This is a genomic window from Vibrio jasicida CAIM 1864 = LMG 25398 (assembly GCF_000400365.1).
Lineage (GTDB): Bacteria > Pseudomonadota > Gammaproteobacteria > Enterobacterales > Vibrionaceae > Vibrio > Vibrio jasicida.
In genome coordinates, this window is record NZ_BAOG01000023.1 from 1 (window position 1) to 17405 (window position 17405).

A 17405-nucleotide genomic window follows, 5' to 3' on the forward strand; every position below is an offset into this window, starting at 1 on the left:
AAGCCTAATCGGCCTAGGGCGGTAAAAATGTCAAAGACTCGCTACCCAGTTAATCGCAAAGCAGCTCCGCTTAAGTGAACTACATTGCGCTTGAACAGCGGCCTTATTCGATTTTGTGACGACTAAAAACGTCTATGCAACTTCTCTTTTCGTTTCGCCAACATTGCGGCAGGAGAGAAGCCTGTCACCAACATTGTCCCACTAAGCACCAGAATGGTCCCTATGATGGTGTTGAAACCGACTGGCTCATCCAAAACTAGGTAGCCCCATAGAATACCGAAAACGGGCACAAGGAAAGTGACGGTGAGAGCCGAAGCAGGGCCAATTTCAGAAACTAGGCGGAAGTAAAGCAAATAAGCCAAACCTGTACAAACCACACCGAGAGCAACCACAGAGCTCCACTCTATACTGGTTGGTTCTGCACGCATTGGTAAAAATGGCAGTAGCGGAAGTACCCAAATAACCGCTGCCCACATACTGCCGTGTGCGTTGTCAAAAGCTGGGACTTGTGGTGCATTTTTAGTGTAGTTGGTTGCAATCCCATAGCTGAAAGAAGCCATTAAGCTTGCCCCAATAGGGAGGGTAGCCTCTCTGCCGATGATTGAAGAATCCAAACCGACAAGTACAGCGACACCGCCAATACCAATCATCATACCTAGAATGGCTTTTGCCGTTAAAGGGCTGCGATACCAAACAAAACCAATTAATGCGCCCCATATCGGTGCGGTTGAGTTGAGAATGGCTAAGGTCGACGCATTAAGTGTTTGAACAGCGTAAGCAAAAAGCAGAAAGGGCACGGCGCTATTAAATAAGCCAATAATGAAAAAGTGCTTAATGTGTTTTGTGAAGGCAAGTTTCTTTTTGAGATAGAAAGCTATCAAGAGCAATGCTATTGCCGCAAATGCAACACGAAACTCGATTAAGTAAGCCGGTCCGAACGTATTAGCGGCGACTCGCATAAACAGAAACGAGCCACCCCAAATAGCAGCGAGACAAAGTAAGCGAAAAAAACTGGCTGCAGTCATGATACATCCTTGGTCGAGGTCTAGCGCCCCATTGATTAATTGTTGCGCTAACAGTGGATTAAACCAAGGATGAGATCAACCAGAAATGCAACGCCAGTTCCGAATCTGGCTACCACTGACTTATTTTGATGGTCTTAAATTTCTTCTTTTGGAAACAAGATTGGGAGGCTGTCCCTGTAGGTGTGATACCACATTTTTCCATGATCTAAATTTTTATACTCGATAAGAGTCGGTAAATTGAAACCCATGTAGTTCTTGGTTTGTATATGTTTATAGAAAGCCTCAACGGAGGGGTGATTTCCTATGTGTGTTGAGCTGAATATAGCGGTGACTTCTAACCATGGCGAAGCCTCGTAACGTTCCTCTTCCAAAGGATAGATGGTGTCTTCAATACGCCAGAACGAACCGTCGGCGATAATAAAATTCTTGAAAAACTGGCTCCCAATATCTTCTGATACCATGATATGTGCTGTTTTTGCACCTCCAAATGAATGTCCAGCCAGTGTGCGTTCATTTGGATCGATATCGTATTCGGCTTCGACAACTGGGATGAGTTCTTGGGTTAAGAAAAGGTAGAAGTCATCGACCCCTGGTGGCAAATAATCAATATTTCTGCGTCCAGGAGGACCTTCATGAATGGCGATTAGAATGACATCGAGTTCGGCATTGGCGACAAGGTTGCCAAACCCCTGACCCGTCCCATTACCATCGGAAACGTAGATAACGGGCAAAGATGTTGTGCGCTCTTCATAGTTTTCTGGCAAGTAGATGTCGTAGGGATAGCTGACGCCAGTGATATTAGAAAAGATATTGTCTTGTACTTTTTCCGCAGGAACATACGCGGAGCTGCTGTCAACAGAGGAGCCATCTCCCCCACCACATGCTGATAACACAAGCCCCAAAGAAAGGGCGATGAACCAACGCTTCAAAACTTCCATGTTTTACCTTTGCTTTTGATTTAAAGAACAAAAACAATTGTATAAAATTTGCGCAGTCAAGAAGCCTCGCGTTATCAACAAATGAAAAGGCGGGGCGAGCGGGTTTGTAACTCTTCGAGTCAATTATCGAATGCGGTGGTACGTTATTGTTTTACCTGTCATTAATTATTGGCTTTCAGACCAGACCGCGAACTCGTTGCCACTTGGTTCGGCAAAATGGAAACGACAACCTCCCGGGAACTCGAAGATAGGGCGGATGATTTGCCCCCCGAACTGTTCGACTTTGGCTAACGTGGTGTGAATATCTGAGCTATAGAACACCAATAGTGCTGCCCCATTTGTTGTTTGGCTCACTTGCTCTGCTGCATAAAAGTCACCGTCCAAGCCTTGACCTGAAAAGGCGCTGTATTCTGGCCCATAATCAACGAAGCGCCACCCAAAGGTTTGCTCGAAAAACTGTTTAGTCGCATTGATGTCTCGCGTGCCAAACTCAACGTAATTTAACTTTTCATGTTGGTGCATTCTGGTGTCCTTTTCATCGCTGTGCTTTTCTGTCAGTGTATTAACTCTTCCGTCGAGTTTCTCAGCCCGAGTCTAGGTTTTATTAATCAAACTGATAAAACCTCAAAAATTTCATTGGTTATCCCTATTAAATCTATCGTTATTTCCCATTAAACAAATGTAATCATTGAAGATATATTCTTAGTGGGCAGAAAAGAGCTTTTGAGTATCCATTGACCACTCGACTGGTCAAATGGTTAGCACGCATTGGAGAGCAACCATGCAGATGTCAAAAAGCTTTTTATTAATTACAGTTGGCTTAGCCAGCACATCTCTGCAGGCGCAAACCCTGACAAGAGACAACGGTGCACCAGTCGGTGACAACCAGAATTCAATCACAGCAGGTGAAAACGGCAGCGTATTACTGCAAGACGTTCACCTGATCCAAAAATTGCAGCGTTTTGCCAGAGAGCGTATTCCTGAGCGTGTTGTGCATGCTCGTGGTACAGGTGCTCATGGTGAGTTTGTTGCATCGGCTGATTTTAGTGACTTAACGGTTTCCGCTCCTTTTACTAACAAAGGAAAGGTAACCCCTGTTTTCGTTCGTTTTTCGACCGTTATTCACTCAAAAGGATCACCTGAGACACTTCGCGATCCTCGTGGTTTCGCCACTAAATTTTATACTGAACAGGGTAACTGGGATCTGGTAGGGAACAACCTGCCTGTGTTCTTCATCCGCGATTCAATTAAGTTTCCGGACATGGTGCACTCTCTAAAACCGTCTCCTGTTACCAACGTTCAGGATCCAAACCGATTCTTTGATTTCTTCAGTCATGAGCCGAGCGCGACCAACATGCTGACTTGGGTTTATAGCAACCTAGGTACGCCAGCAAGCTATCGCACGATGGACGGCTTTGGTGTGCACGCTTATAAGTGGATTAATAAGCAAGGCGATGTGAACTATGTGAAGTTCCAATGGAAGAGCAAACAAGGTATCGAAAGCCTGCGCCCTGATGAAGTAACCGCAATGCAGGGTAAGGACTTCAACCATTTAACCAATGATCTGTACAGAGAAATTGGGCGTGGTAACTACCCTAAATGGGATCTCTACGTGAAGGTGCTGTCACCAGAAGCTCTGAGCAAACTGGATTACAACGGGTTGGATGCGACCAAAGTATGGCTGAATGTACCGGATCAAAAAGTCGGCACTATGACGTTGAACCGCCTACCAGAAAATTTCTTTTTAGACACTGAACAGTCGGCATTTGCGCCTTCGAATTTGATTCCTGGTATCGAGCCATCGGAAGACCGTTTGCTACAAGGCCGTTTGTTCGCTTATGCAGATACACAGCTGTACCGCGTGGGTGTGAACTTGTTCCAACTGCCAGTAAACCGTCCTTTAGCATCAGTGAACAACCATAACCAAGATGGATTGAGCAACAACGCGAAGCAAGGCAATGGTGATGTGAACTACGAACCAAGCCGTAAATTGGCGCTGGCAGAAGACACGCAATTTAAAGCGGTTGAAACCAAGCTGGTTGGCACTGTTCAACAGAGAGCAATCAGCAATCCTCGCAACTTCTACCAAGCGGGTGTGTTGTTCCGCAGCATGAGCGAGCAAGACCAGAGTGATTTGATTGCTAACTTAGCGGGTGACCTGAACAAGGTGATGGATAAAGACGTTAAGGAAACCATGGTGAGCTATTTCTATCGCGCAGATAAAGAGTACGGTACGCGTCTGGCTGAAGCGACAGATACCAACCTTAAGCAAGTGAAAAACAAAGCGATGATGTAAGCAATAAGTTTTGACCTGCGGGAGATTTATCTGCTCTTTTCTGCCCGAAAATCAGGGCTCCCGTGGGTCATTCTCAAATTCTGTTAGTGAGGGTGAGTAAATGAAAACCGTGTTTTTGCTCAGTGCCGTTCTGTTCTCTTTAAGCTTCTCGCTGAGCTTATTAGCTGCCGAAGACGAACTAGAAGAGGAATACCAATCTTTGGTTGAACTGTTCTTTGACGCAGCGCGAATTGGCAATAACGAAGTGGTCGATACATTTGTTTCTCAAGGCTTCCCAATCGACCAACGTAACACTCAAAGTTATACCGCATTGATGGTGGCAGCGTATCAAGGACATCGAGAAACCGTTCGCTTGCTGCTCGATTCTGGCGCTAACGCCTGCCTGCAAGATAAACGTGGTAACACTGCATTAATGGGAGCACTCATCAAGCGTGAAATTGGCATAGCGAAAGACCTCTATCAAGCGGACTGTTCACCAGAGCTGCGCAATAAAGCAGGGTTAAATTTGAAAGAGTTTGCCGAAATCTATGGTCAATCCAATGTGTTGAAATCACTTCAACAATGATAAATAACAATAAATAGGACCCACAGTATGAATAAAACAACATGGCTTGCTGCACTTACGCTTCTCTCTTCCCCAACTTTTGCCGAGACAATAAGCGTAGAAATGATTGACCTTGGCTCTGGGCAATCAACCGGTAGTGTGATGATCAGCGACAGTGATTACGGCACCGTTTTTACGCCGAAACTACAGGGTTTACCTGCTGGTACGCATGGCTTCCACCTACACACTAACGGCTCGTGCGACAGCATTACCAAAGAAGGTAAAACGATACTTGGCGGTGCTGCCGGAGGGCATTATGACCCAGAAAAAACAGGTAAGCATGGCTTCCCTTGGACGGACGACAATCACCTTGGCGATTTACCAGCACTTTATGTGAATGCTCATGGTGTCGCGGATCAGCCAGTATTGGCACCACGAGTAAAACTTGATGACGTAAAAGGTCGTGCTTTGATGGTTCATGCGGGGGGCGATAACCACTCTGACCATCCGGCGAAACTTGGCGGCGGCGGTGCTCGCATTGTGTGTGGTGTGATTAAGTAATCCCCTTCTTAGATGCCACAAACAAAAAACGGTCCAGATAAGTTGGACCGTTTTCTTTTTAAGCAAAAGCTGATGGGCTTAGGTTCAAACCGACGCAAATTACGCGAAATTCTCAACGATGATGTCATCTGCATTGCTAACAAATACTGCGCCTTTCTCTTCCATCTCCGCAATCACTGCATCGATAGTATCTGGCAATACTGCGCGGCTAGAGGCTAAGTTCACAATCACTTTGAAACCTAAATCGAGAGCTTGAGTGACGGACTTCTTCACACAAAAATCAAGCGCTAAGCCACCAACAACAACCGTATCGATGTTGTTGAATTTAAGGAACTCATTCGCACCTGTGGTTTTGGTATCAGCCACGTCGTGGAAAAAGATGCCATAAGGGTGTGCGTCTGGGTCCATGCCTTTGTTGACTTGGAAATCGTACTCCAGAACAGGAGGTAGACCGTCCAGCAGTTCAACGCCCGTAGTACCAAGCACGCAATGGCGGTTCCACTTAATGTCTACATTAGGTAGGCCGACAGGTTCAAGCATATTCGCTGGCGTTTCTGCATCCCAAGCTGCTTTTGGTGGGTGTAAATCACGGCTAACGAGCTTTAAGCGACCTTTAGTGCGGTTCTTTAATAGCTCAGGAACAATGTCTAATGCGCCAGTGACGGGTAATTCGCCAGGGCAAAGTTCGGTGAAGCCTTTTTCAGGATCCACGTCGATCACAGCAGTGGTTTGGTAGTTAACTCGAACGGTCATGGCAGACTCCTTGTCTGTCTTTTGTGCTTGCGTTAACCACGCAAACAGTTTTGGAAAAAGGTCACTTCGTCGCTTGCTAGGGTGTACACCATGGCTGGCTTACCGCCTTTACCTTTGTTGGTGGAAGCGACCTTGTTGGTTGACTTTAGAACACCAGAATCAATCAAGCGGCGTTTGATCGTCATTCGACTGATATCAATGCCAAACTCTTGGTATGCGGCAATGATGTCTGCGACCAAAAATTCTTTATCGAGTGCGAACAACAACACTGAGGTGTATTCAATAGAGGCACGCAGCTTCTGCCACGCTTTTTCAATCATCTTTTGGTGATCAAAAGCGAGGGTTTCTTCACTATCAAGGATTGCTTGCAGCGGGAACCACTTCAAATGACACTCTGGTACGCCAGCATTGTCGATTTGTTCTTTGTTATTGCGGTCTACTAAGGCGTAGTGGGTGATGTTCAGGCTCCAATCTTCAGGGTCGCGCTTTGGATCGCCATCGACAAAAGCTTCGCTAAAGTGGCGAGGGTAGGTGTGAATTTTTTCACGGCAGATTCTACGTCGCGCTGCTTCGAAGTTTTCGTCTGCTGCTCGTCCACCTTCGTGCGTCATGTCTTTATCAAACACAAATCCACCAGGCAAAGCCCACACGCCGTGGTAGGGGCGTTCTGGATTTGAACGTTTGATCAGCAACACTTCCAACCCTTTATCGGCACAGCCAGATAGTCTGAATGGAATGATGTCGACAGTTACGATCATGATTGGGTCCTGAGATTGATTTGTAAGTAATCTAGCGCATAACAAGTAGTCAATCAATGGGTAAGTAACCGATTGTTAGAAACGTACGTACGTTTTTCTCGTGATACTGTTTAAGCATGAATGTGCGTATATGTTCAGGTTATCCACAATAGTTGTTGGATTATTGTGCGTAAAAACCTTATAAAAAAGAGTGGTTAGTAACAAAAGTTGACAAACTAATAGTGGGTGTTTATTGTTTACGCAATTTAGTTAGTAACAACAAGTTATATACCCAAGTTTGCCTTGTTGAGAACTTCCCGCCAACTTCGTTGGGAAAACAATAAGATGCGGTTTGCACCGTGCTGAGGGAATTTGGGTATAAACGAAAAAGGGCGTGTAGAAGGGCTCCGAATGACCACCAATTTATTTTCGTCTCGCATCATTCAAAGTGCGTTAGATTTTGACGTATACAAAGTGAATATGATGAGTGCTGTTGCAACGCTTTATCCAGATGCGATGGTGTCCTACAAATTCATTGTTCGCAGTGAAGAAGACCTGTCTGAACTACTGCCAGATGTGAAAGCGGAAGTTCTAAAACTGCAAGACATCACTTTCTCGGCAGAAGAAATCGAGTACATGAAAGGTGTCGCGCCTTATCTTAGCTCTGAGTTTGTTGACGCTCTGCATGCATTTCGTTTTAACCCTCAACGTGACGTTTCTTTCAATACTAAAACCATGGCTGATGGCACAAGCCAATTACGCATCACCATCAATGGTCTTTGGAAAGAAACCATTCTCTACGAGACCATCATCATGAGTATTGTGTCCGAAGTGCGTAGCCGTGCACGTTGGGCAGACATTCCAGTCGAGCAATTCCAATCCGTTCTTAAAGAGAAAGTTAGTCATCTAAAATCCGAACTAAAACGCCGCAATATCACTAACTTTAAGTTTGCTGATATGTCGACCCGTCGTCGCTTCTCCTTCCAAGCACAGCGTTCAATGCTGCAGTATCTGAGCCAAGAGTTGCCTGACAGCCTCACTGGAACCAGTAACTACCATTTGGCGAAAGAGCTCGATCTCATGCCAATCGGTACGGTGGCACACGAATGGTTTATGGGGCACCAAGCGCTCGTGAATGTTCGTGATTCACAAAAGGTAGCATTACAACGTTGGCAAAAGATGTTTAATGGCGCGTTAGGCATTGCTTTAACAGACACCATTGGTATCGACGCGTTCTTAAAAGACTTCGATGAAGAGCTAAGTAATGCTTACGCTGGTGTTCGTCATGACAGTGGCTGCCCTTACACATGGGGCGAGAAGATGATTGAGCATTACCAATCGCTTGGCATCGATCCTATGACCAAAACCTTGGTGTTTACAGACGGCTTGAACTTTGACCAAGCATTGGATATTTGTGAGCACTTCCAAGGTCGAGTACAAATCAGCTTTGGTATTGGTACGTTTTTGGCCAACGATATGGGCGAGTACGTGAACGCACAAAGTGTTGCGTACAAACCTCTGTCTATCGTTATTAAAATGGTGTCATGCAACGGCTCACCTGTTGCGAAAATCAGCGATGAGCCAGAGAAAGCGATGTGCGAAGATATCTTCTTTCTGATGAATTTGAAGCGTCGTTTTGAGCAACCGCTCGATCTTGATGAGTGCCGTGTTTTGATTGATCGCCTCGAAGACGAAGGCGATAACTACCTTATCGACGCTTAAGCTATCGATGAATAAGGGTGATGTTTTGTCATCACTCTTTCTCTGTGGCGCAACTTTCGTTGTATTTTATTTCGCATAGTGCGCCACATTTCATGCGATAGGGAAGACGCTTACTTCCTGTGTTCGCACGTATCCTCTTTACAATAAGCCCTTCTAGATTGGCACTTTTCAGGTGCTTTTCGCGCACCTTTTTCCAGTAGTCATCAAAAGCCATACGTCACCTTTACTATCGCTGTCATTATTTTTATAAATATGCAGCCATTTTATGCAACACAACGCGGTTTCTGATGTCAGAAAAATCCTAAAAATCGTTAGGTAAAAGGCGAATTGTTGTAACGCTCTCGTTTCTTGATTTTTACCTTCTATGGTTTCGATAAATTAATATCGGCAAACCTAACAGGCGATTTGGTTATAGTACAAGCAAAGGTCAAGTCAGGAATGAACGATGAATTTGGTTGTGCATCTACAGAAAAAAGCGATCAACAAACACGGCTATGAGTGGGCAACGCGCCAAGCTTGGAAGTGTGGAATAAAAGCGAATCTTGTGAAACGAGTGATCGGGATCTTCAAAGGTCAGATTGTTTGTGTTGTTGAAGGCTGTCGTGCAGAGCTTACTACACCAATCAATAACCCACTACATGAAGAAGAGAAACAAGGGCGTTACGTGTTTGTTGGCGGCATTTTTTGGGAGCCGAACAATATGATTGCACCAGGATTTCCTGATTTTATGTTTATGCATTTGCGAACGCTCAGCCATCGTCATAAATACCTGACGGATGATGAATTGTTCTTGAGTTTAGCGTAGTCACTTTATTAACCTATTAATGACCAGTCTATTTTTAAAATCGATACTCGGAGCTTGCGCTGTGTTGATCATTGCCATGCTCTCTAAATCAAAAAGCTTCTATATTGCTGGTTTGGTGCCTTTGTTTCCGACCTTCGCATTAATTGCGCATTTTATTGTGGGCAGTGATCGAGATATGGAAGCACTTCGCCAAACGGCATTGTTTGGCATCTATTCTTTGATTCCTTACGCCGCTTATCTGATTTCGGTATTTTACTTCAGCTATCGTTTGAGCCTTATTGGCACACTCACCGCCGCAACTCTGGTCTGGATACTTTTTGCAACCATGCTGTTAGCATTTTGGACTCGCTGGATGGTGCCTGCCTAAAGTTTGCTCAACTTAGCATTGTATTTAACGCAATATTCATTGCTCAAACTGATGTGATCTCGCTCCAATTGACCTTTCTCTGAGTTTTCTCTAACACAGCGTTTATAAAACGCTGTATTTTAACCTGCTAATGACCGGACGTTTGTTTTCACCTGATGTGAATTTTTCTTCTAGATTTACTATACCGCCAAGCAAAGATAACCATACTGGGAAGTAAACCATGAATATGAAATCTATCGCAATCGCAACTGCGGTTGTAGCCGTTCTAGCAGGCTGTAAAGACAAGACACCACCAGCACCAACAGAAGCAAACATCACGCTGGTTGAAGCTGTGACGGAAACGGTGAAGAACCCACATCAAGTATGTAAAGATGTAGTCGTAACTCACAAAGTTGAACCAACAGACAACAACAAGATACTTGGTACTGTAGGCGGAGCAGCAGCAGGTGCAGCCTTAGGTAACCAAATTGGTGGTGGTTCTGGTAAAGTGATTGCAACTGCAGCCGGTACTGTTGCAGGTGCAATGACAGGTCGTAAGATTCAAGACAATGTGCAGAAAGGTGATGTAGTCACGTCAACTGAAAAGCAATGTCACACAGAATACACCACTTCTGAGAAAGTAGTAGGTTACGATGTCACTTACGAAGTTGCTGGCGCGCCAACAACCGTTCGTATGCAAAGCAAGCCAGCAGGTAAGACATTCCCAATTCAAGATGGCAAAGTAGTACTACCGCAATAATTGCCAACTTAGTTGAACCTAAAAGCCCTTTAGATTAAAAGGGCTTTTCTTATTTCAATGAAAATTAAGATTCATGGCAACTCGACATTACTTATCGGCAAAGTAATCAACTAACGTTTTGCGCCATTTCCGTGATTCACGAATTTGCAGAAGCGCACGGTTAATTTCTTCTTCATACGTGTTGTTTTCCGTAATGATGAAGCCATAGTTCTGCTTTTCTAACTGGTAAGGTAGCACCTCTAAATTATCAAATTGCCCTGATATTCTGCCATTACCAATCATGTATTTGAGTACGACATCATCGGCAACAATGGCCTCGACTTCACCATTCTCTAGTGCAGCAAGCAATGTGGGCATATCTTGGTATGTTTTGTGACGAAGTCCGAAACTCGTCAAAAGCAGAGAGGAAGTGGTGGCATTCTTTGCACCAACCTCAACGTTGGCAAGGTCGTTAATCCCTTTTATCTGTGAAGCGCCTTGGCTGAGAGTGAGCTTACTGGCTAATACCGCGGTAATACTCGCGATGAAAAGCATACTGAACACTCCAATAAACACGGTAACTATTCGTCCGGTTAAACTTTTAAATTCGAAGTAGTTAAACGGCCCGCGAGTGATAAAGAGTAAGCCGAGAATAAAGCTTTCTATCCAGCGGCCTGAGCGGCTTTTCATTGAGTAGAGCTTCTCATTATTCCCTTTCTCTAATGCATAGAAGAAGGCACCAATAACACCAGCAATAAGAACAATGACACCAATGATGAGCCATAACGCAGGGTTTAAAAATATGGATTGTAGGGTATGAAAATACCCCTGATTTTTTACTGCTATGGCGAGGTGGGTTTCATAAAAAGAATGCGAGAAATCAGCGAAAAGTTCACGCTCTGGTGTGATGGATATACAGGAGACACCAATGTCTATTTGCCCTGCTTCAATGGCATTGAGCAGATCATCTAACGGGTGATGCTCGAAGGAAAACTCCACATTCATCTCCTTCGCAATCAATTCCCACAGCTCAACGCTTAAACCATTCAGTTGAGTATCGACTGAGCCGATCACAAAGGGTGGGCATGGATAGGTCCCAACTTTTAACTGAGCTGCATGAGAAAAAGTACTGAATAAAACAAAGAAACAAAGTGTTGAAGCGACTAGGTATTGAAGTGTCGTTTGGAAACCATTTTGCATGCACAGGCCCTCAAAGGAGAGGCAGTGAATGAATTGTATCCACGGCGATGAGTCACCCTAGAATGTAAACATGATCAGAAGTTAATGGAAACGATGACGAATTCAGCACTGCCCTAGTTTTTATTTACTGTTTTAACTATAGCAGTTGATGCTAACAACGACTTTCACCAGTGACTGACATGCAAGCACTTACATTGCTCACTTACAAAAACGCCATTACTGAAGGTTTCTTAAGCGCGTGTAAGCGAACGTAAGAATCAGAAGAAAGTGCAGTTTTTTTGTTTATCATGCTCCTCAATATTGAACGGTGTTTTATTGGAGAAAGGAATGAAAAAACGAGTATTGGCCATGAGCATTGCCTTGGCGGTGTCTGGCTGTGGTTCAGAAGGGAAAGATGGAAGCGCTACGGAATCTAACACATTTACGTCCCAGTGTGGTGACCAACTGTCAGCTCAAGAATCTGGCTTGTCATTTGTGGTGAAAGGAGACATCGCAGAATTGCAAGGGGTGATTTGTCAGGGCTCCCCAAAGGCGTTCGAGCAAATGATGGCGAAACACAGTAACGTGAAGCAGCTTAAGTTCATTAGTATTGATGGTTCCGTTGATGATGAATCAAACCTGGAACTGGCTTACCAAGTTCGTGCTAAACAGCTGGATTCCCATATTGCGAGCAGTGGGCAGATTGCCTCTGGCGGTACAGATTTATTTTTGGCTGGTGTAAATCGAACAATTGAAAGCGGTGCAACGATTGGCGTTCATTCATGGGCAACCGAAGACCAAGTCGCAACGGATTTCCCTGTCGGTCACAAGTATCATCAACCTTACATTGATTACTACAAGAAGATGGGTTTGCCAGACCCTGAAGGTTTCTACTACTTCACGATTAATGCAGCGTCGGCACAAAACATACACAATATGTCTGAGCAAGAGATAACCAAATACGGCCTAGGTAAACTTGCCTCCCCTGAAGGCGAAACGTCTTTGACCAGTGAGGTTGATAGTAAGCTTTTCGAGCAACTTAATGCCTCTGTGAATGCACTGAAATTCCAATCCGTTTGGGGCGGTTATGGGGACTACTTATCAGGTACGCCAGCTTACTTTCTAAGTTTGGATGAAAAGAGCAGCACGCCAGTCACTGCCTATTTGGTCAATCCTTCCAAAGTCCCAGGAGAAGCACAAAAGTTAGGCGTCAATGAAAGTAGCGCACTGAATATCTATCAGTACGAAACCAATATGCACGTCTTTCATGACGTAATAAACAAAGGTAATGGGGCGTATGAAAGGCAATATACGTTTAACGGAGCGAAGTACTATCTCCAAGTGTATAAGCCCTCAGAGACCTTCGTAAAAGGTGAGCATCAACGCAACACCATTGCATTAGCTGTGCATGAGATGTTTCATGATTATCAACTGGAGTATTTTCGCGACCCTGCCAATTACTTCAACGAGCTCAACGGTTACCCTGTGAATGTACAGCAGATTACTTACAAGCTAGCGGTATTGGACCTGTTTAAATCTTTGCCTAAAACAATGACCCAAGACGAAGCGAAAACCATGCTCAAGCAATACATCGCTTTGACTCAGGAGCAAATCAATATTGATACTAGCAGTAAGCGTTATGCGAAGAACATGGGATTAGGCCAAGAGCTGTTTGAAGGCAGCGCTTGGTATGTTGAAGTGATGGCATTGAGAAATGCGCTACCAAATTTTTCCGAGCTCAAGTTCGTCGATAGTTACGCGTTTACGACTCAGTATCAAAACCGTGAAAGTGTGGAGTCTCAGTTTGGTTGGGGGTATTTCTATCCAAGTGGTGCAGCCGCAATTTATGCGTTGAAGGCGGCAGGCTATGACATCCTTCAATTGCAAAAAGGAGTGACACCCTTTGAGGCCGCAAAGCAGGTGGTTGGTACGTTTGATGTTACTGACACATTGAACCAAATTAAGCAGAGCGCTGACTTTAAAGCGTTAGAGCAAAAAGCGTTAACCATTAACGCCATCAAAAACCAGTAAGTTGATAACTAGCGAGAGGCAAGATTTGTCTGTCTCGTCCTAAAGTAAAAAAGCCGAGCGATGAATGCTCGGCTTTTTAGTCCATTTACGCCGCAGGTGCTTGATGGTGATTTTGTTCTTCCAATTGTTTTTCGGCTTGCGCTTGTTTTTGTTTTCTACGCTCGCGTTTGGATAGCCAAATCAAAGGAACGACAATCATCACTGTGCCAATCGCCATAAAGATATCCGGTACTTCACCAAACCAGATTAAACCAACGAAGACAGCGCCAATTAAACCACTGTATTCGGCACTGGCAATTTTGTTGCTATCAATAGAGCGGTAAGCCAGTACACAAGTTGCCGCATAAATCATAATGAATAAGCTAGATCCTGTCGCGACTGGGAATGAACTCCAATCCCATGCTTCCCCTTCGATAAACACAAGCAGCAGAGATACTGGAATACCCGCGAGGTTGGTCATAAGTAGCGTGTGGACTACGGATTGATTCTTTGGCAGCTTACGGATCAATAAGTTGTTGATGGCTAGTGTTATCGCGACCGCTAATGCTGATAATGCCGCCCAATCAATTTGGTCAGGACGAATAATTACAAGCACGCCAGCAAAGCCCATGACGGCAGCGGCGATAGATTGAGCAGAGAGCTTCTCACCAAAAAAGAATGCGGCAAGTGGCAACATGATAAGTGGAGCTGCATAGAAGATCGCATTGGCGGTTGCGAGCGGCATTGAAGAGATCGCAAAAACCATAAAAATAGCACCCGTCAACCACACGTGAGCACGCACAGCATGCCATTTAAAGCCTTCCATTAGAGGGGTTTGTTTAGTGAATAAATACACGGGCAATAACATCATCACAGCGGACAATTGTCGGTAAAATACGAACTGAAAAACCGGCACCTCGTTACCGACGCTTTTGATCAAAGCGTCTGAGAGCACCGCAATTAGGTTACCAACAATTAATAGCAGCATGGCTGCACCGACAGATGTGACTTTCACGTTATTCCTCTCCTCATTCTTTGCCAAAGAGTAGGGGATGTCATAGGATGAAGTGAAATGATATTTATTAGTTTAAGTATGAGATTTTTAGATAATGAAACTGCCACCTTTAAGAGCGGTACACTGTTTTGAATCGGTCGCGCGCAATCTAAGCTTTTCACTCGCTGCAGAGGAGCTTAACGTGACTCAAAGTGCGGTAAGCCATCAAATACGTTTGCTCGAAGATTATCTCGGTGAAGCTTTGTTTATTCGTCAAGGACGCAAACTGTCACTCTCGGAAACGGGAGCTCGTTATCTTGAAGACATCAGCCCCGCCATCAGTTCGATCGCAATGGCTAGTCAGAAGGTGAGAGAGGGTGATAAGGGCAGTTTAAGGCTGGCGATATACAGTTCGCTAGCGGTGAAATGGTTGATACCACGTCTGGCGGATTTTAAGCGGTTACACCCCGATATCGACCTTACCTTGAATATGGTTGCGGGTGATCCTGAACAAACGGACAGTGTCGGAGACTGTTTCATTACGGTTCAAAAACCGAAGCGTAATTACATGGCGGTACGTTTGTATGATGAGACTTTGTACCCAGTTTGTAGTTTGAATCTTTGGAAGGAGATTCAAGACCAGCCGTTGCCGGATGCGCTTTGGAACTATCCGATTCTTTCTACTGACTCCATCTATCGTGAACGTGGTAAAGATTGGGCAGAGTGGTGCAGCGTGGGTGGTTATGAGCTTCCAAAGAACATCGACATGCAGCACTTCAGCCACATGTTGCTGGCTATCGAAGCCGCTCGTTACGATCAGGGCATTACGTTTGCCAATGACTTCATGTTGAATGAACGGGATAAGGCTCAAGATTTGGTTTATATCCCTTCGCACGGTTTGGAGACGGGAGATAGCTTTTACTTTGTGCACAAAAAGAGCCGAGTCCGTCAGACCGAAATTATAAAACTGACAAACTGGCTCAAGCAGCAGTGCCTATAAATAGGAAAGGGAGGCGTTGTGCCTCCCTTTGCGATTCAAAAAAGCGACTATTGCTTTTTGATCAGCGCTTTAATCACATCAATCGTGTATAGCTGACAATCGACAGCGGTTTGCGGGTCAAAGTCTTGTTTGTGCTGGTCAGTATTCGACAAGATGCGAATCCCAACAAATGGCACTTGGTAAGCTTGAGCAACCAAAGCCGCTGATGAGGTTTCCATCTCTTCAACAGATGTACCGTACGTTTCATGGAACCAGTTGATGCGGTCTACTTCGCGGTTCCACTCGTCCGCTGAACCAATCAAGCCTTTTACAACTTTGCCTTTGTTGTATCCTTCAGACAAAGAAAGAGCAGTTTCAACCAATGCCGGATCCGCTTTGAACTGTTTATGTTCAACAAACTCACCGTCTTCACGTAAACGCATGGTTACGTCGAAGTTCTGCCACTTCGTTGGGTCGATGCCTTTGCCTTTTTCAGTAAATTCAGACTTGTATGAACCCATGTTGAAGCTTGCTTCACCGACAACAATATCACCACGGTAAAGCTTAGGGTCATGACCGCCAGATGTGCCTTGGTTGATGATGTATTTAGGATTGAAGTGTTCAATTGCAATCGTGGTAGAAGCGGCTGCATTGGCCAAGCCAACTTCGGTACGAGATACCACGACTGGGTAGCCGTCGATTTCACCTTGCCAGAAAGTCCAAGAACCAACGGTGGTTTCTTTTGCGTCATCTAGGGCTTCTACAAGCGTGCTGGTTTCAATATCCATTGCACCTTGAACTAGGATTGGTTGAGTTTGAGCGAAAACAGAGAATGAAAGCACGGCAGGAACCAGTGCGGCGAAACGTTTAAGAATTTGCATACGACATACTTACAAAAGGAAAAGATGGCGCAATCTATCAATAGCAAACGTTTGCGTCAATTGATGAATTTGTTAATTTTCTTAATGGATGACTTTTTTTGATTTTCATTCTAAATAACGAGAAATAAAAAATCCGAGCGGGGGAAGCTCGGATTTATGTTCTATCAGGACTAAATTGAATGATGAATTAGCGCTAAGGCATTTTGCTTAGGTTGTAGAATGACGCTAGCTCGCCTGTTGCTTTTTCGCCATTCATATCCAGTTTCATTAGCATGTTTTCACCAACGAAATACTGGTTTGGACCTGACTCGTCGACCAAAGTAATGGTATTGCCAGACTCGTTCCAAGTGAACTTACCTTCAGATTTGATTGGTTCACCTTCTTTACCCTCATACAGCTCTACCAATGAGTAAGTGCCGTCTTCATTCAGTGTTAGCGTTGTGTCGATTCCTGCACAATCTGCACATGGAAGCTTGCCTTTGTATATGCCGTTCCAATCCAGTGCATTTTGCGCATTGTGGCCAGAATCGACAAACGTATCAGTCGTGATCACTTGCTCTTCTTCAATAGAAGTTGCATCAACCGTACTTTCAACTTCTGTCGCCTGAGGAACGTCAACTGTGGTTGTCTCTGCTGGTTTCTCGTCCTGACAACCGGCTAAAATAAATACGGCACTGGTGAGTGCTAATAGTGTCTTTTTCATTTTATTCCTCTTTTAATCAACAAGTTGATATACCGAAATGATCTCGAAGCATGTATGCTAAGGTCACTTGGGTATATGGTCTTAATAATAGACTCGTTTCCTACACCTGCGTCAGAAGAAAGCAAACCATTGATCTTCCTTTGTTAGAAAAACTCTTTAACGTCAGTGATTTGCAAATAGAAAGACAGGGAAG

The 17405-nt window shown here is 44.6% G+C and carries 19 protein-coding genes; 9 read left to right on the top strand and 10 right to left on the bottom strand.

From position 1 onward, the window contains the following. Positions 1 to 122: 122 nt before the first annotated feature. From VJL_RS06315 to VJL_RS06325, 3 genes are all read right to left on the bottom strand, one after another. Complete coding sequence (locus tag VJL_RS06315) at positions 123 to 1025, bottom strand: DMT family transporter (RefSeq protein WP_038876555.1); 903 nt, start codon at positions 1023 to 1025, stop codon at positions 123 to 125. A gap of 134 nt (positions 1026 to 1159) precedes the next feature. Continuing rightward, positions 1160 to 1963 (bottom strand): alpha/beta hydrolase, encoded by an 804-nt coding sequence (locus VJL_RS06320; RefSeq protein ID WP_038876557.1) that lies wholly within the window; start codon positions 1961 to 1963, stop codon positions 1160 to 1162. A 165-nt stretch (positions 1964 to 2128) separates the two neighbouring features. Then, on the bottom strand, positions 2129 to 2485 hold the full coding sequence (locus tag VJL_RS06325) for a VOC family protein (RefSeq protein WP_038876559.1): 357 nt from the start codon (positions 2483 to 2485) through the stop codon (positions 2129 to 2131). 259 nt (positions 2486 to 2744) lie between these two features. Here VJL_RS06325 and katE1 point away from each other — a divergent pair, with 259 nt between their 5' ends. The 3 genes from katE1 to sodC all read left to right on the top strand — a co-directional run bounded on the left by katE1 (position 2745) and on the right by sodC (position 5364). Then, a complete protein-coding gene (gene katE1 / locus VJL_RS06330; protein WP_038876561.1) occupies positions 2745 to 4259 on the top strand; it encodes a catalase KatE1 in 1515 nt (504 codons plus the stop codon). 100 nt (positions 4260 to 4359) lie between these two features. Continuing rightward, positions 4360 to 4824, top strand: a complete 465-nt coding sequence (locus VJL_RS06335) for an ankyrin repeat domain-containing protein (RefSeq protein WP_038876563.1) — start codon at positions 4360 to 4362, stop codon at positions 4822 to 4824. Positions 4825 to 4851: 27 nt separating this feature from the next. After that, positions 4852 to 5364: a superoxide dismutase family protein gene (sodC, locus tag VJL_RS06340; protein WP_038876566.1), complete on the top strand. Its 513-nt coding sequence runs from the start codon at positions 4852 to 4854 to the stop codon at positions 5362 to 5364. 99 nt (positions 5365 to 5463) lie between these two features. Here the strand turns inward: sodC and VJL_RS06345 are convergent, their stop codons facing one another. Together VJL_RS06345 and VJL_RS06350 are read right to left on the bottom strand one after the other, a co-directional pair. Then, positions 5464 to 6117 (bottom strand): nicotinamidase, encoded by a 654-nt coding sequence (locus VJL_RS06345; protein WP_038876568.1) that lies wholly within the window; start codon positions 6115 to 6117, stop codon positions 5464 to 5466. Positions 6118 to 6149: 32 nt separating this feature from the next. After that, positions 6150 to 6875, bottom strand: a complete 726-nt coding sequence (locus tag VJL_RS06350) for an NUDIX domain-containing protein (protein WP_038876570.1) — start codon at positions 6873 to 6875, stop codon at positions 6150 to 6152. 390 nt (positions 6876 to 7265) lie between these two features. Between VJL_RS06350 and pncB the strand changes: the two genes are divergently transcribed. Next, positions 7266 to 8576, top strand: coding sequence for a nicotinate phosphoribosyltransferase (pncB, locus tag VJL_RS06355; RefSeq protein ID WP_038876572.1), 1311 nt, complete (start codon positions 7266 to 7268; stop codon positions 8574 to 8576). A 31-nt stretch (positions 8577 to 8607) separates the two neighbouring features. On the opposite strand, the gene VJL_RS30325 is transcribed toward pncB, so the two are convergent. Further along, a complete protein-coding gene (locus VJL_RS30325) occupies positions 8608 to 8790 on the bottom strand; it encodes a hypothetical protein (RefSeq protein WP_038869163.1) in 183 nt (60 codons plus the stop codon). Positions 8791 to 9021: 231 nt separating this feature from the next. On the opposite strand from VJL_RS30325, the gene VJL_RS06365 reads away from it, so the two are divergent. From VJL_RS06365 to VJL_RS06375, 3 genes are all read left to right on the top strand, one after another. Further along, complete coding sequence (locus tag VJL_RS06365) at positions 9022 to 9381, top strand: hypothetical protein (protein ID WP_038869165.1); 360 nt, start codon at positions 9022 to 9024, stop codon at positions 9379 to 9381. A gap of 19 nt (positions 9382 to 9400) precedes the next feature. Beyond that, positions 9401 to 9748 carry a GlpM family protein gene (locus VJL_RS06370; protein ID WP_038869166.1) on the top strand — a complete coding sequence of 116 codons (348 nt, stop codon included), beginning with the start codon at positions 9401 to 9403 and terminating at the stop codon, positions 9746 to 9748. Positions 9749 to 9968: 220 nt separating this feature from the next. Then, positions 9969 to 10487, top strand: coding sequence for a glycine zipper 2TM domain-containing protein (locus VJL_RS06375; RefSeq protein ID WP_038869168.1), 519 nt, complete (start codon positions 9969 to 9971; stop codon positions 10485 to 10487). Positions 10488 to 10574: 87 nt separating this feature from the next. On the opposite strand, the gene VJL_RS06380 is transcribed toward VJL_RS06375, so the two are convergent. Beyond that, positions 10575 to 11666 carry a transporter substrate-binding domain-containing protein gene (locus VJL_RS06380; RefSeq protein WP_038876574.1) on the bottom strand — a complete coding sequence of 364 codons (1092 nt, stop codon included), beginning with the start codon at positions 11664 to 11666 and terminating at the stop codon, positions 10575 to 10577. 327 nt (positions 11667 to 11993) lie between these two features. Between VJL_RS06380 and VJL_RS06385 the strand changes: the two genes are divergently transcribed. Further along, positions 11994 to 13676: a hypothetical protein gene (locus VJL_RS06385; RefSeq protein WP_038876576.1), complete on the top strand. Its 1683-nt coding sequence runs from the start codon at positions 11994 to 11996 to the stop codon at positions 13674 to 13676. 85 nt (positions 13677 to 13761) lie between these two features. Here the strand turns inward: VJL_RS06385 and VJL_RS06390 are convergent, their stop codons facing one another. Further along, positions 13762 to 14670 carry a DMT family transporter gene (locus tag VJL_RS06390; protein ID WP_038876578.1) on the bottom strand — a complete coding sequence of 303 codons (909 nt, stop codon included), beginning with the start codon at positions 14668 to 14670 and terminating at the stop codon, positions 13762 to 13764. 94 nt (positions 14671 to 14764) lie between these two features. On the opposite strand from VJL_RS06390, the gene VJL_RS06395 reads away from it, so the two are divergent. Then, positions 14765 to 15649: a LysR family transcriptional regulator gene (locus VJL_RS06395; RefSeq protein WP_038876580.1), complete on the top strand. Its 885-nt coding sequence runs from the start codon at positions 14765 to 14767 to the stop codon at positions 15647 to 15649. 47 nt (positions 15650 to 15696) lie between these two features. Here VJL_RS06395 and VJL_RS06400 read toward each other — a convergent pair whose 3' ends face one another. Both VJL_RS06400 and VJL_RS06405 read right to left on the bottom strand, forming a co-directional pair. Beyond that, positions 15697 to 16509, bottom strand: coding sequence for a 5'-methylthioadenosine/S-adenosylhomocysteine nucleosidase (locus tag VJL_RS06400; RefSeq protein WP_038876582.1), 813 nt, complete (start codon positions 16507 to 16509; stop codon positions 15697 to 15699). Between the two features lie 193 nt (positions 16510 to 16702). Next, positions 16703 to 17212 carry a copper resistance protein NlpE gene (locus VJL_RS06405; protein WP_038876584.1) on the bottom strand — a complete coding sequence of 170 codons (510 nt, stop codon included), beginning with the start codon at positions 17210 to 17212 and terminating at the stop codon, positions 16703 to 16705. Positions 17213 to 17405 lie beyond the last annotated feature (193 nt).

Excerpts from the sequence above, each read along its gene's own strand:
- VJL_RS06315 (WP_038876555.1), bottom strand. The coding sequence starts at position 1,025 with ATGACTGCAGCCAGTTTTTTTCGCTTACTTTGTCTCGCTGCTATTTGG.
- VJL_RS06320 (WP_038876557.1), bottom strand. The coding sequence starts at position 1,963 with ATGGAAGTTTTGAAGCGTTGGTTCATCGCCCTTTCTTTGGGGCTTGTG.
- VJL_RS06325 (WP_038876559.1), bottom strand. The coding sequence starts at position 2,485 with ATGCACCAACATGAAAAGTTAAATTACGTTGAGTTTGGCACGCGAGAC.
- katE1 (WP_038876561.1), top strand. The coding sequence starts at position 2,745 with ATGCAGATGTCAAAAAGCTTTTTATTAATTACAGTTGGCTTAGCCAGC.
- VJL_RS06335 (WP_038876563.1), top strand. The coding sequence starts at position 4,360 with ATGAAAACCGTGTTTTTGCTCAGTGCCGTTCTGTTCTCTTTAAGCTTC.
- sodC (WP_038876566.1), top strand. The coding sequence starts at position 4,852 with ATGAATAAAACAACATGGCTTGCTGCACTTACGCTTCTCTCTTCCCCA.
- VJL_RS06345 (WP_038876568.1), bottom strand. The coding sequence starts at position 6,117 with ATGACCGTTCGAGTTAACTACCAAACCACTGCTGTGATCGACGTGGAT.
- VJL_RS06350 (WP_038876570.1), bottom strand. The coding sequence starts at position 6,875 with ATGATCGTAACTGTCGACATCATTCCATTCAGACTATCTGGCTGTGCC.
- pncB (WP_038876572.1), top strand. The coding sequence starts at position 7,266 with ATGACCACCAATTTATTTTCGTCTCGCATCATTCAAAGTGCGTTAGAT.
- VJL_RS30325 (WP_038869163.1), bottom strand. The coding sequence starts at position 8,790 with ATGGCTTTTGATGACTACTGGAAAAAGGTGCGCGAAAAGCACCTGAAA.
- VJL_RS06365 (WP_038869165.1), top strand. The coding sequence starts at position 9,022 with ATGAATTTGGTTGTGCATCTACAGAAAAAAGCGATCAACAAACACGGC.
- VJL_RS06370 (WP_038869166.1), top strand. The coding sequence starts at position 9,401 with ATGACCAGTCTATTTTTAAAATCGATACTCGGAGCTTGCGCTGTGTTG.
- VJL_RS06375 (WP_038869168.1), top strand. The coding sequence starts at position 9,969 with ATGAATATGAAATCTATCGCAATCGCAACTGCGGTTGTAGCCGTTCTA.
- VJL_RS06380 (WP_038876574.1), bottom strand. The coding sequence starts at position 11,666 with ATGCAAAATGGTTTCCAAACGACACTTCAATACCTAGTCGCTTCAACA.
- VJL_RS06385 (WP_038876576.1), top strand. The coding sequence starts at position 11,994 with ATGAAAAAACGAGTATTGGCCATGAGCATTGCCTTGGCGGTGTCTGGC.
- VJL_RS06395 (WP_038876580.1), top strand. The coding sequence starts at position 14,765 with ATGAAACTGCCACCTTTAAGAGCGGTACACTGTTTTGAATCGGTCGCG.
- VJL_RS06400 (WP_038876582.1), bottom strand. The coding sequence starts at position 16,509 with ATGCAAATTCTTAAACGTTTCGCCGCACTGGTTCCTGCCGTGCTTTCA.
- VJL_RS06405 (WP_038876584.1), bottom strand. The coding sequence starts at position 17,212 with ATGAAAAAGACACTATTAGCACTCACCAGTGCCGTATTTATTTTAGCC.